13 protein-coding genes are annotated in these 12,954 nt (G+C 68.3%); 3 read left to right on the forward strand and 10 right to left on the reverse strand.

Annotated elements, in window-relative coordinates; all coding sequences use genetic code 11:
- The first annotated feature begins 870 nt into the window (after positions 1-870).
- Positions 871-1,314, forward strand: a complete 444-nt coding sequence (locus tag HKK72_RS13070) for a hypothetical protein (protein WP_187234599.1) — start codon at positions 871-873, stop codon at positions 1,312-1,314.
- Positions 1,315-1,350: 36 nt separating this feature from the next.
- Here HKK72_RS13070 and HKK72_RS13075 read toward each other — a convergent pair whose 3' ends face one another.
- The 3 genes from HKK72_RS13075 to HKK72_RS13085 all read right to left on the reverse strand — a co-directional run bounded on the left by HKK72_RS13075 (position 1,351) and on the right by HKK72_RS13085 (position 3,426).
- Entirely contained in the window at positions 1,351-1,827 is a 477-nt protein-coding gene (locus HKK72_RS13075) for a GNAT family N-acetyltransferase (RefSeq protein WP_187234600.1), read from the reverse strand.
- A gap of 45 nt (positions 1,828-1,872) precedes the next feature.
- Positions 1,873-2,439, reverse strand: a complete 567-nt coding sequence (locus HKK72_RS13080; protein ID WP_187234601.1) for a DUF6939 family protein — start codon at positions 2,437-2,439, stop codon at positions 1,873-1,875.
- Between the two features lie 222 nt (positions 2,440-2,661).
- Positions 2,662-3,426 carry an SDR family oxidoreductase gene (locus HKK72_RS13085; protein WP_187234602.1) on the reverse strand — a complete coding sequence of 255 codons (765 nt, stop codon included), beginning with the start codon at positions 3,424-3,426 and terminating at the stop codon, positions 2,662-2,664.
- Between the two features lie 99 nt (positions 3,427-3,525).
- Between HKK72_RS13085 and HKK72_RS13090 the strand changes: the two genes are divergently transcribed.
- On the forward strand, positions 3,526-4,485 hold the full coding sequence (locus HKK72_RS13090) for a LysR family transcriptional regulator (RefSeq protein ID WP_187234603.1): 960 nt from the start codon (positions 3,526-3,528) through the stop codon (positions 4,483-4,485).
- Between the two features lie 165 nt (positions 4,486-4,650).
- On the opposite strand, the gene HKK72_RS13095 is transcribed toward HKK72_RS13090, so the two are convergent.
- From HKK72_RS13095 to HKK72_RS13110, 4 genes are all read right to left on the reverse strand, one after another.
- The gene (locus tag HKK72_RS13095) at positions 4,651-5,547 is read right to left on the reverse strand and encodes a hypothetical protein (RefSeq protein WP_187234604.1); all 897 of its coding nucleotides are present in this window, start codon (positions 5,545-5,547) and stop codon (positions 4,651-4,653) included.
- A gap of 156 nt (positions 5,548-5,703) precedes the next feature.
- Positions 5,704-6,174: a HEPN domain-containing protein gene (locus HKK72_RS13100; RefSeq protein ID WP_187234605.1), complete on the reverse strand. Its 471-nt coding sequence runs from the start codon at positions 6,172-6,174 to the stop codon at positions 5,704-5,706.
- A 22-nt stretch (positions 6,175-6,196) separates the two neighbouring features.
- A complete protein-coding gene (locus HKK72_RS13105) occupies positions 6,197-6,778 on the reverse strand; it encodes an ArsR family transcriptional regulator (protein WP_187234606.1) in 582 nt (193 codons plus the stop codon).
- A gap of 530 nt (positions 6,779-7,308) precedes the next feature.
- Complete coding sequence (locus tag HKK72_RS13110) at positions 7,309-8,160, reverse strand: helix-turn-helix transcriptional regulator (RefSeq protein ID WP_222720648.1); 852 nt, start codon at positions 8,158-8,160, stop codon at positions 7,309-7,311.
- Between the two features lie 171 nt (positions 8,161-8,331).
- Here HKK72_RS13110 and HKK72_RS13115 point away from each other — a divergent pair, with 171 nt between their 5' ends.
- A complete protein-coding gene (locus HKK72_RS13115; RefSeq protein WP_187234636.1) occupies positions 8,332-8,724 on the forward strand; it encodes a nuclear transport factor 2 family protein in 393 nt (130 codons plus the stop codon).
- Positions 8,725-8,760: 36 nt separating this feature from the next.
- Here HKK72_RS13115 and HKK72_RS13120 read toward each other — a convergent pair whose 3' ends face one another.
- From HKK72_RS13120 to HKK72_RS13130, 3 genes are all read right to left on the reverse strand, one after another.
- Entirely contained in the window at positions 8,761-9,342 is a 582-nt protein-coding gene (locus HKK72_RS13120) for a Uma2 family endonuclease (RefSeq protein WP_187234607.1), read from the reverse strand.
- A 137-nt stretch (positions 9,343-9,479) separates the two neighbouring features.
- Positions 9,480-12,005, reverse strand: coding sequence for an ATP-dependent Clp protease ATP-binding subunit (locus HKK72_RS13125; protein WP_187234608.1), 2,526 nt, complete (start codon positions 12,003-12,005; stop codon positions 9,480-9,482).
- Positions 12,006-12,334: 329 nt separating this feature from the next.
- Positions 12,335-12,655 (reverse strand): histone-like nucleoid-structuring protein Lsr2, encoded by a 321-nt coding sequence (locus HKK72_RS13130; RefSeq protein WP_187234637.1) that lies wholly within the window; start codon positions 12,653-12,655, stop codon positions 12,335-12,337.
- Positions 12,656-12,954 lie beyond the last annotated feature (299 nt).

The following is a 12,954-nucleotide window of genomic DNA, read 5'->3' on the forward strand; positions in this document are numbered from 1 at the left end:
GGGGCCGCCTTGCGAAGCCGTTCAGTTCAGGATCTTGAGCGCGTCGACGATCGCGACCGACGTCGTCCTGCTCACGATCCTGGTGGTGTGGGTGCCGGCGGCCAGCCCGGTCCTGCGGTAGACCACCTGCTGCGCCTGCCGGTGAACGTGTACTGGGCGACCGCGCCGTTGGTCGTCGTGTGGTGGGTGTCGTCGTTGTAGTCGCCGTATCCACGGTTGGTGGTGGAGTACCAGTTGGCGTCGTAGCTCACCGCGCAGGCCAGACATCGGATGATATGTCGTTCCACGCAAGAGCGCCGGGCGCCGTCCGACGTTCGAAATCCCTGTCGCACCGACCAGCCTCACGAGGGACCGTCGACCGAATCCGCAACCTCCTCGTCATCGTCTGCTCCGAGGACGATACGTCCACTGAGGGCCAGAGAAAAACTCATCCGATGTATTTTGCGACCATGGCCCTCGCTGGCCCGCTTCGCTCATCGTCGGCCGGTGGCTCCCCCTGGACGGATCCGCGATTCAGCGGGATCATGAGGACTCGCCAAAGGCGACCGCGCGGAGGCAGCCGTTAAGACGTCGCAGCGATCGGCGTACGTCGCTCGCTTCCAGCGCACCGCCGCCGTTCTGCAGATCGCCGCCGGGTTCGGTCTGGTCGCCGGCTGCTGGACTCTCGCCCAGGCCGGCCTGTTCCACGGCCACCGTGCGGTCGCGCTGGGCCTGTTCACGCTCGTCGTCGCCCCGGTCACCATCGGGATCGGCGCCACTCGGCTGATCCGCGGACTGACCAGCGACTGGGTCGCACTGGCAGTCGATGCCGACGGGATCTACTTCGGCGCGCAGGCCCGCGAGTCGCCGAGGTGGTTCTCATGGGATGAGGTGAGTGCGCTCGTCCTGTTCGCTCGGCGCGGTGAGTTCATCCGGGGCACGGTCAGATGCGTGGGAGTACGCCTGCACCCCAGCGCCCCCGACTCCCCGGAGCGTTACCTCAGTGACCTCGCCCTGACCCTGGACCGGTCTGACCTATCCGGCCGCCAGCGCGCCGAACTGAACGAGCTCCGCCGGTTCGATCTGGAGGCCGCGGTCAGCTTTCACACCGAGGCCCGGGGCTGGTGGCGTCGGCCGTCCCGGCTACGGGCGGCGATGCGCGCGCATGCCCCCGGAGTGCCCGTCATCAGGGCCCACTACGACGGTTACTACGACCTGGTCGGCTGGCGGGCCGGCCGCGAACGGCTGCGCGAGCTGGCGGCGAGCATGGACTCATCACCACCCTCGCGGAAACGACCGGAACCCGGTTCCGGCTCAGAGTCCGTGGAGCACTGACACAGGCCGTCCGTCGGCCACCAGGCCCGACCACCGTCACCGGGAATCGGAGGCGTCCCCGTCGAGACGACGGTGGAACAGCATCCGGTCAGCCGACGGGCCGTCGTAGCCGGCGATCGGTCCGGTGACGGTGAACCCCATGGCCTCGTGGAACGCTACCGAACCGTGGTTGCTCGGCGAGGTGATCGCCCGGACGACGGATCGTCCATCGGCCCTGGCCAGCTCGAAGAACCGGGTGTAGAGCCTGCGCGCCAACCCGCCGCCCCGGAACCGGGGGGCGATGCCCACGAAGTGGATGTAGGCGCCCGTGTCCGACGACGGCGACAGGATGCCGACCAGGAACCCGGCCAGTTCGTCTCCCTGTTCGGCGACGAGGCTGGTCCGGAAGAAGTGATCGAGGAACAACCGCGGCAGGGCGGCGTTGATCGGCCGTCCCCACCAGTCGTCCACGACCGGGGCGATGCGGTCATAGTCGGCCGGCCGGGCCTGGCGCAGTCGAACGGGCTGGTCCATGCCGCTCAGCATGCCCGGCCGGGTGAGCGGCGCCGCGCCCAGGGTTCAGGTTCCGCCTCGATCCGCCGGCCATCGGTCCTCCACATAGAGGCCGACGAGGGCCGCATGGGAGAGCGGACTGGAGGGGTCGGCGACGTCCCCGTTGGTCGTGTAGTCGAGCAGCACGACGTCGCCGCTGTGGCTCAGCTCCTTCAGGTCGGCGACGAGGTCGGCGGTCCGGTTCTCCAGCATCCACCGGTACGTCGGCAGATAGATCCGCCGCCGCGCCTCCTCGTACGACAAGAGCGTCTCCCCGCGCAGGCCGGCGCGGTGGCCGAGCACGCCGCCGTACTTACGCACGGTGCGCTTCAACCCCTTCATCGACGTGATCTTCAGCTTGGCCTCGTCGACGTCGGCCGTCGCGAAGACCTTGAGCGCCTGCCAGATGCCTTCGACCGACTGCCCGGTCACGCCGGGCGAGAACGGCACCGGGATGTCACCGTGCGGATAGAAGGGGCTGAGACGCACCCACGGGGGCTCGGCGCGCGAGGTGACATCAAGGATCACCGCCCCCGGATGAGCCGCCTCGATCGAGACTCTCGACCGGCGTCGACCGGCGATGTGGATCGGCATGGGCCGCCTGCCCTTCCGCTGTCATGGCTCTCTCGCGAGGGAGCATCTCAGCCGGGTCCGACATCGCCCACCGCCGAACGCCGTGCCCGCGGACGCGGCCGTCCGCCGCTGACCCTTCGTTGACTTGCGGCGTGTCGTTGGTCGGCGCACCCCGTCCACCAACGACACGCCGCAACTCAACGTGCCGTGGCGGGCTCGGCGGTTTGCTCGCCGCGCGTCAGGTCACCACGGCACGATCGCCTCGGCGACATGGCCGTCGTGGACGTACTCGGCACCGGCGAAGGAACCGGTCGGGCCGTCAGACCCCAGCAGCGCCAGCCTGACCGGAACGTCGGCGCCCTGCTCGACGGTCAGCGCACCCCTGTGGTCGTTCAGATCGGTGGCGACATAGCCCGGATTCACCGCGTTGACCAGGATCCCGTCATCGGCCAGCGCTTTCGCATAGACCAAGGTCAGCGCATTCAGCGCGCTCTTGGACGAGCTGTACGCGAGCAGGGCGTGATCGGCGATCATGGACGAGAAATCGCTCAGTAGCCGCAGCGAGCCGAGGGGGCTGGACATGTTGACCACCCGCGCGGCGGGCGACCTCCGGAGCAACGGGACGAAGGCGTGCGTCATCGCCACCACGCCGAACACGTTGACCTCGTACGTCCGGCGGACCTGCGCCGCGGTCACGTCCGGCACCGCGTCCCCCCACTCGACCGCGATCCCCGCGTTGTTGACGAGAGCGTCCAGCCGGCCGAACTCGTCGGCGACGCGCTCAACGGCGACCTCGATCTGCGCCTGATCGGTGACGTCCAGCCGCAGGTACCGGACGTCGCCACCGTCTCGGGACAGCTCCCGCGCGGCGTCCCGCCCGCGGTTCTCATCCCTCGCCCCCAGATAGACGACCATGCCCTCTGCGGCGAGCCGGCGGACGATCTCCCGTCCGATTCCCTTGTTGGCTCCGGTCACGAGGGCGATCTCGCCGGCGTGTGCGTTCACCATGCCTCACCTCTGCTCGTCGTTTCGGTGTCGGCTCCATCCGAGCAGCCGGACCCATGAGCGGGGAAAGACAGAATGGGTGGCCTCTTATACCGTCAAGGTATGGACGATTTCGAAGTGCGCGAACTGCGCTATTTCGTCGCCGTGGCAGAGGAGCTCAACTTCTCGCGCGCCGCCGAACGCCTGGGGATGGCGCAGCCACCACTGTCCAGGGCGATCCGCCAGATGGAGCGGCGGCTCGGGGCCGACCTCTTCGAGCGTGACACCCGCCGAGTCGCCCTCACCTCCACCGGAGCGACCTTGCTCGGAGAGGCGCGGCACGCACTCGATGTCATGGCCGGCCTGTCCCGCCGGACTCGCCGGGCCGCACTTCCCAGGCAGACCCTCGTCGCGACGGCCAAGCCGGGAATGGCGGCCGGGATGCTGCGGCGGATCGTGGACGCCTACACCGCGCTGCCCGGCGCGGCCCAGGTCGAGATCATCGTCAGCGCCTACCGGCAGCAGGCCGAGATGGTGCGCGACGGGCGCGCCGACGTGGCACTGCTGAGCGTGCCCTTCGACCGGCGCGGGCTCGATGCCGAACCACTGACCCTCGAACCGAGGGTGGCCGCACTGCCGAGAGACCATGAACTAGCTCTACGCCCCGAGCTGCACTGCCGTGACCTCACCGGCCTGCCCATGCCGCAGTGGCCGGAGGCGAGCCTGGCCGAACGCCTGCACGCCACTGGCCGGGACGCCCGCGTCGTGCTCGGCACGGTCGCCGGACCGGACGACGTCCCGGCCGGCCCCGTCGTCCTCGACAGCGCCCAGTTGCTCGAAGTGGTCAGCCTCGGGCAAGCGGTCGCCCTGATCCCCCGGTTCCTGGCCACGGACAACCCGCGCCCCGACATCGCCTACCGGCCGGTCATCGACGCCAGCCCGTACACCATCGCGATCGCGTGGCCGGAAGGCGCGAGCGCACCGGCGATCGCGCTCTTCGTCCGAACCGCGATGGACGTCGCGGAACGCGAACCCAGTGTGGGACGCCCCGCGACCGCCGAGGATGTGGTGTTCGCGTCCTGAGCGCCCTGCCGACGTCGCTCACGGAGAACTCCCGCCCGCGGTATCCCACCGAGCCCGATCGCATGCGACCGGTCGCCCGCAGACGCGGCCGACCGGCGCCGCCCCTTCGTTGACTTGCGGCGCGTCGTTGGTCGGCGCGCCCGTCCACCAACGACACGCCGCAACTCAACGGGTGCCGTGGTTGGCGCGGAGGATCGCTACCGCGCGTACGGTGGCCCACCCCCGCCAGTCGAGGGCCCCTGCCGGGGACTGGGAGATCCAGTCCACGATCCAGCCGCCGTCGCTCTGCTGCTCGGACGCGAGCCGGGCGAGCTCGGCGGCGATCACCTCGGGCGCGAACAGGTCACGCAGCGGCCCGACGGGGTGCGGCGAGAAGTCCAGCGGGCGGGTCGCCTCGCCCTCCGCGCCGCCTTCGACCGGCAGCACCCCGGCGGCGGGCAGGAACCGGCCGAGCCGCGCGAGTTCGGCGGCGGCGCCGGGCAGCAGCTCGTGCACCGCGTCGAGGAACCGCAGTACGAAGACGAACTCGATGGCATGGCGCGGTGCGTCCAGTTCGACGATCTTTCGCAGGCAGTAGTCGCTCGCACCCACCAGCCACAGGTGACGGCGGAGTTCCTCGTCGTGCCGGGCCATGCTGTGGGCGGTGGCGGCCAGCATGGCCGTCGCGTGCAGCGACGATTCCAGCGGATCGGCCCCGAGCCACCAGGGGGCGGTGCCGACGACCTCGTCCTCGGGGATCGGAAGGGCGAACGGCAGGCCGCCGTCGGCCAGGGTGATCGAGCCGAGCCAATCGAACAGCCGCCTCGCGTCGTCGGCGCCGGCCGGCCCGACCTCCTCCAGCACCTCGAACGCGTGCAGCGCCGCACCGGGCTGGCTGCCCCGAGCGCGTAGATCAGGTTCCAGTCCCCATCCGTAACCGCCGTCGGCGTTGCGGTAGGCGGCCAGCGCCGACAGCACGTCTTCGGGCCGGCACCGGTCCAGCTTGAGGTCGAACCGGCGACGGTCGAGGAGTCGTGCGTTGGTGGCCATGAAGGCCGACGCGACGGCCAGATAACTCTCCATGCCGCCAATGATGGTGGACCGGTCCCGGCCAGGGCTTGTAGGAATCAGTCATGTCGGCGACCGGCGATCAGAGGCCGCCCGATCAGATCACCCCGATCAGATGGCCCTCGATCGGATGACCACGACTCAGATGACCCCGACTCAGATGACCCCCGATCAGATGACAAAGGGCGACAGGATCGGCAGCGACTTGGCCGCCGCCTCGACCACCGCCTGCGCCTTAGGCAGGTCGTCCATGACCGTGTCCTCGTCGAACCAGGTGCCTTCGGTCGGGTACTCGGCGTCGTGCCGAGCCGTCCGGATCCGGTCCACGGGCCGGAGTATGGCCCCCATCGTGGCGCCGAACTGAGCCTTCACCGCACGCTGTACGGCGAGATGCCCGCCCGTGGTCGTCGCCCGCAGCCCCTGTGTCTGCAGCAGTGCCGCGAGCGCCTTGCGCACAGCGTCATGGAGCGCGGCATAGGCGAGATAGGGGTCGTCGGCGGCCAGGAGCTTCACGCTGCGGAGGTGCTGCCGTGCGGTGGCGAGCAGGCGTTCCGCCAGTTCCGCGTCCGCCACGACCTGCGTGAGCTCGCGCCGGTCGAGCATGCCGAGGATCTCCTCGCGGCCTCTCTCCCAGCTCCCCACCACTACGCCCTCGCCCTGTCCCCTACTCTGCTGCTTCGATCACCGGAACCCGCGGCCGATTCCGCAGTTCCACCAGGAACGCATCATCGTCGCCACGCCATCGCTCAGGGGAGACTACGACAATGTTGATCTCTCGGCCGAGGCGCTCTCTGGCTCGCTGCACCGCGTCGTGCAGATCGTCGCGGTCGGGCCGGCCGACGACGAGAAGGTCGATGTCCACCGGCGACGGCCCTGGCTCGCCGAGTGCGCGCGCCGCCCACGAGCCGAAGACGTCGGCCTGACCGATCCCTTCGACGGAGGCCAGCTCTTCGGCCAGCACGGCCGCCGGGCCCAGCGTGATGGTCACCAGATCCCGCAAGGGGGCGTAGAAGGGCGCGTTCTCGTTGGCCCGGACTAGCTTGGTGCGCCCGACCCTGCGGCTGGCGAGCACGGCGGCCCGCTCCAGCCTGCTGACCTCGCGGGCCATGTTCCCGCGGTTCACCCCCACGGCGGCCGCCAGGTCGACGACCGACTGTTCCCCGCCGCCGACATAGACCCGGACCAGGACCGCCGCGGTGAGCCTGGACCGGAAGAGCGGAAAGACCGCCGGCGCGTGCTGTCGCAAGCAGATCACTCCCCGGCTCGTGCCGTGTGGATGTCACCACCGACTCATGATGCCAATGACACATCTTATGATGCGTTGTTGGCAACACAAGGACGCTCGCACGGTCACGGTCACGGTCGCGGTAGCGGTCGCGGCAATCCTCCCGCGCTTGCGCGGCGTCCCCCGTGATCATGCACTTATTCACCACCACACCACCCCCGGACGGGTTGGCGAGCGCGACTCAACTGCATGATCACGGCTTAGGAAGGCGCAGAGAGCGACGAAGGACGGCAGAGGAAGACCGCGGACCTACCACCCGCGGTTGCGTGGTGTCCCCCGTGATCATGCAGTTAGTCGCTGCCGCAGCACCCCCGGGCGGGCGGGCCAGCGCGACTTAAGTGCATGATCACGGCGGAGGTGGGTGCGGAGAGCGGCCACTACCGCATCGCCTTCTCCACCGCGGCTCCGTGCTCTCCTCGGTGATGACGTCGCCCGGCGACGCGCTGCGGCAGGTCGGTGAACATGTTCAGGGGGGCTCCACGGTGCCTGCACTACGGCACCGGCGGCTTCGTCGCCGACTTCTGGTCCCGCGAATCCTCTCTCGACCGGAGGAGGTCCGCGGTGGCGGAATCGGCGGGGAAGTACGCCTCGATCGCGATCTCGGCGAGGGTGATGTCCAGCGCGGTGCCGAACGTGGTGATCGCGCTGAAGAAGCTCAGCTCCCGGCCGCCGTCACGGATCCGGATCGGCAGGGCCACCTCGTGCTCGCCGGGCGGCACCTGCTCTTCTGGCAGTACCTGCTCGGGCGACGCCGCCCCGGGGCCGTACGACAGGAGTTCGTCGAGCAGCGCGGCCATCCGGGCGTCTCCCGTCATCTGCACCTGTCGGGCCAGCCGGGTGAGCAGGAAGGCGCGCACCTCGGGCAGGTTGATCACGCGGGACGCGAAGCCGCGCGGATGCAGACCGAGCCGCATCATGTTGACCGGAGGCTCCAGCAGCCCGGGATCGACACCGTGCAGGAAGACCTCGGCCGCCGAGTTGGCGAGCACGAGATTCCAGTGGCGGTCCACCGCGAGCGCCGGATAGGGCTCGTGGCCCCGTACGATCCGTTCCACGGCCTGCCGGGCCGCCGCCATGTCGGGGCCGTCGAAGGGGCGCTCCTGGTAGACGGGGGCGTAGCCGGCGGCCACCAGCAGCCGGTTGCGCTCCCTCAAGGGCACTCCCAGGTGCTCGGCCAGGTGCAGCACCATACGGCGGCTGGGGACGGTCCGGCCGGTCTCCACGAAGCTCACGTGCCGCGACGAGACCCCCGCCTCGTTTGCGAGATCGAGCTGGCTCAGCCGCCGCCGGCGACGCCAGTCACGGAACAGCTCGCCGACGGGAGGCGACATGTTCTCGGTCATCCGCCCTCCCGCCACAGACGATCATCCCGCGACGATCACCGCACCGAGACGATCAACTCCCCCGAGACGCTAGCCGCCCGCCGCGCGGCGCCGCCATTACATCCCAGGTAATCGACGCCATGACCCGTGCCTGCGAACGTTGCCGCCATGACAAGCGATACGACGAACGATATGAGCCAGGAGCGGCCCGAGGCCGGGCGGGCCGAGCGGAACAGGCGGCTCGCGCTGCACGCCTTCGCGGAGTTCGCGAAGGGCAACGTGGACATCCTGCGGACGGCGCTGCACGAGGACTTCATCGAGCACAGCCCAGGAAACCCTTCCGGCCGCGACGCCTTCACCGAGTTCATGAAGAACGGCCCGGTGACCGGCGCCCGGCTGGAGCTGAAGCGGGTCATCGCCGACGACGATCACGTCGTGATGCACTACAACATGATCAAGCCTGGCGAGACGCTCGGCACCGCGGTGGTCGACATCTGGCGGATGCGGGACGGGCTCATCACGGAGCACTGGGACGTTCTGCAGCCCGTACCGGATCCGGCCGAGACGCCAAATGGCATGTTCTGAACCGGCGAATCGGCGGCCGGTTCACCCGCCCCGCGCTCAGGTGCGGCGTCGGCCGAGCAGCCCGGACGGGTCGATGTCGACGGGGAACGGTCGCGTGAGGTGGATCGTGCTGTGCGAGACGCCGATCTGGGCGTACGCGCCGTCCTCAAGCCGGAACGCGGTCAGTTTCGGAGCGGGGAGGAGTTCGAGAACCCAGTAGTCCTCGATCCCTACTTCGGCGTACGCCTCGAGCTTCTCCCCGAAGTCCCGGTTGCAACTCTGCCTGCTGCCGCTGATCTCCACGGCCAGGACGACGTCGGCCGCGTCGTACTCCTGTGGCTGGGCGTCGAACGCGTCTCCGGTCACCACGACGACATCGGGAACCTTGAGCCAGTCGGCCCGGCGGCCGGTGGCGGTGTCCACCTCCTGGACAACGCCGAGATCGAGGCCGACCTTCTCGATCGCCTCCTCCAGCAGGTTGGCGATCCGACGCGAGGCGACCTGATGCGCGGATGAAGGGCGGGGGCTCACGATCAGAACCCCATCGTCGATCTCATACCGGTGGAACTCGTCTTCCGGGAGCCTGCGGAGGTCGTCAACGGTCCACGGACCGTGACGTTCCGTCAACGATAGCGACACAGCGTGTCCTCCCTCGCCTGTTCGCGCACACCCAGCGTAGTTCGATTAGCGCCGCCGTAGGGCGGCAAGAGCAACGAGGCCCCGCACTCTCGTGCGGGGCCTCGCCGTCGTGCTCTTGAGCTCGTCGTGCTGCGGGCTCAGTCCTTGTTGAAGTTGATCGTGTCGTCGACCGACGCGCCCACGGTGGGCAGCGCGTCCGGGACGCCGGTCGGCTTGGGCTCACCCCGGAAGGTGAACTTGGCCGTCTCACCGGTGCCCTCGACACCGACGATCACGATCTGGCCGGCCTTGAGCTCGCTGTAGAGGATCTTCTCGGACAGGTTGTCCTCGATCTCCCGCTGGATCGTGCGACGCAGCGGCCGGGCGCCGAGCACCGGGTCGTAACCCCGCTCGGCGAGCAGGTCCTTGGCGTCCTGCTGCAGCTCGAGACCCATGTCGCGGTCCTTGAGCCGCTCGTCGACCTTGGCGATCATCAGATCCACGATCTGGATGATCTCCTTCGGCGTCAGCTGGTGGAACACGACCGTGTCGTCGACGCGGTTGAGGAACTCGGGCCGGAAGTGCTGCTTGAGCTCCTCTTCGACCTTGGACTTCATCCGGTCGTAGTCGCCCTGCTCATCGTTCTGCCGCGCGAACCCCATGGACTGGCCCTTGGAGATGTCCCGGGTGCCCAGGTTCGTCGTCATGATGATGACGGTGTTCTTGAAGTCCACGACCCGGCCCTGAGCGTCGGTCAGCCGACCGTCCTCGAGGATCTGCAGCAGCGAGTTGAAGATGTCCGGGTGGGCCTTCTCGATCTCGTCGAACAGCACGACCGAGAACGGCTTGCGCCGCACCTTCTCGGTGAGCTGGCCGCCCTCTTCGTACCCGACGTAGCCGGGCGGGGAGCCGAACAGCCGCGAGACGGTGTGCTTCTCCATGAACTCGGACATGTCGAGCTGGATGAGGGCGTCCTCGTCACCGAACAGGAACTCGGCCAGCGTCTTGGACAGCTCGGTCTTACCGACACCGGACGGACCGGCGAAGATGAACGAGCCACCCGGACGCTTGGGGTCCTTCAGGCCGGCGCGGGTACGGCGGATCGACTGCGACAGCGCCTTGATCGCATCGTTCTGGCCGATGACGCGCTTGTGCAGCTCCTCCTCCATCCGCAGCAGCCGGGCGGACTCCTCCTCGGTGAGCTTGAAGACGGGGATGCCGGTGGCCGTCGCCAGAACCTCGGCGATCAGCTCCTCACCCACCTCGGCGACGATGTCCATGTCGCCGGCCTTCCACTCCTTCTCCCGCTGCGCCTTCTGACCCAGCAGCTGCTTCTCCTTGTCCCGGAGCGCGGCCGCCTTCTCGAAGTCCTGGGCGTCGATCGCCGATTCCTTCTCCCGGCGAACGTCGGCGATCTTCTCGTCGTACTCACGCAGGTCCGGCGGCGCGGTCATCCGGCGGATGCGCATCCGCGAACCGGCCTCGTCGATGAGGTCGATCGCCTTGTCCGGCAGGAACCGGTCGCTGATGTAGCGGTCGGCGAGCTGCGCGGCCGCGACCAGCGCGCCATCGGTGATCGAGACGCGGTGGTGGGCCTCGTAGCGGTCCCGCAGACCCTTGAGGATCTCGATCGTGTGCGACAGCGACGGCTCGGCAACCTGGATCGGCTGGAAGCGCCGCTCGAGGGCGGCGTCCTTCTCCAGGTGCTTGCGGTACTCGTCGAGCGTCGTCGCACCGATCGTCTGCAGCTCGCCACGGGCCAGCATCGGCTTGAGGATGCTGGCGGCGTCGATCGCGCCCTCGGCGGCGCCCGCACCCACCAGGGTGTGGAGCTCGTCGATGAACAGGATGATGTCGCCGCGGGTGCGGATCTCCTTGAGGACCTTTTTCAGCCGCTCCTCGAAGTCACCCCGGTAGCGCGAACCGGCCACCAGAGCGCCCAGGTCGAGGGTGTAGAGCTGCTTGTCCTTGAGCGTCTCGGGCACCTCGCCCTTGACGATCTTCTGGGCAAGGCCTTCAACGACGGCGGTCTTGCCCACGCCGGGCTCGCCGACCAGCACCGGGTTGTTCTTGGTGCGGCGGCTGAGGACCTGCATGACCCGCTCGATCTCCTTGTCCCGGCCGATGACCGGGTCGAGCTTGCCCTCACGGGCCGCCTGAGTGAGGTTGCGGCCGAACTGGTCGAGAACCAAGGAGGTCGAGGGAGCGGACTCGGACGGGCCGCCAGAGGCAGCGGGCTCCTTGCCCTGGTACCCGTGCAGCAACTGGATCACCTGCTGGCGCACCCGGTTGAGGTCCGCGCCGAGCTTCACCAGCACTTGGGCGGCAACGCCCTCACCCTCTCGGATCAGACCCAAGAGGATGTGCTCAGTGCCGATGTAGTTATGACCAAGCTGCAACGCCTCGCGCAACGACAGCTCAAGAACCTTCTTGGCGCGTGGCGTGAAGGGGATGTGCCCCGACGGCGCCTGCTGCCCCTGACCAATGATCTCTTCGACCTGCTGACGCACGGCCTCAAGACTGATCCCCAGGCTCTCCAGGGCCTTGGCAGCAACACCCTCACCCTCATGGATCAGGCCCAGGAGGATGTGCTCGGTGCCAATGTAGTTGTGGTTGAGCATCCTGGCTTCTTCCTGAGCCAGGACGACAACCCGCCGCGCGCGGTCGGTGAACCTTTCGAACATGTCGTCGCTCCTCACAGAGCGGTCGGACCGGGTCCGGGATGTCCGGCCTTGTCCTTCCGCATGCTAGCCCGCCCCGAGGAGGTCCGCCCGGTGCACTCTCACCGAGAGACGTTCCCCAGCTAAGCTCTGTTCATCCTCATCCAACTACCGCATCGGTGCGTCATGTTCCCGCTACGCCCCAAGCGAACGTCGGTTCCGGCTTGGGGACGCGCCCGGGGGACGCCCCACGCGGCGCCGGCGAGAGACCGGCCATCCCTGACACTCCTCACCACGACCGAACGGCCCGCCTACCTGAACGAGGTGGCGGGCCGTTCGCGGCTGTCAAGCTCTCAGTGAGCGGCCTCGTACTGTTCCACGACGGATGCCGGGATACGACCACGCTCGTTGACCTTGATGCCACGCGACTTCGCCCATGCGCGTATATCCGCGCTGCGCTCACGACTGGACGCACCGCGGGTACGGCGACGCCGGGCGGCGCCAGCCTTCCGCGCATGGTCCACGAACGGCTGCAGTGAATCCCGCAGCCTCTTTGCGTTGGAACCACTGAGATCGATCTCATAGGTGGCGCCATCGAGCGAGAACGACACGGTCTCGTCCGCCTCGCCACCGTCGAGGTCGTCGACGAGAAGCACCTGAACCTTCTGTGCCATGGGGACAGACCTTTCCGCCGGAGCAAACTGCATTCGCATCTCAAAGATATACCGTTGTGCTTGCGGATGACAATTCAGGGTCCCGTACGGAGTTTCCATCCGAGTGCGCGGTAACGCAACGTAATCAGACCAACGAATCCCGTCTTACTCTCCAGGAGACCCGTTCTCACCATGGGACGGGTGATACGTGTTGCCGCTGAACTCGCCCGTAGCCGTCAGAACGCCGCCAGAAGACCAAGGTGCAGAAGAGGTGGTACGCGGTGGGTGCCTCGTAGGCAATTGTCCTGTGCCTCCGCACA

Source organism: Actinomadura sp. HBU206391 (assembly GCF_014323665.1).
Lineage (GTDB): Bacteria > Actinomycetota > Actinomycetes > Streptosporangiales > Streptosporangiaceae > Actinomadura_C.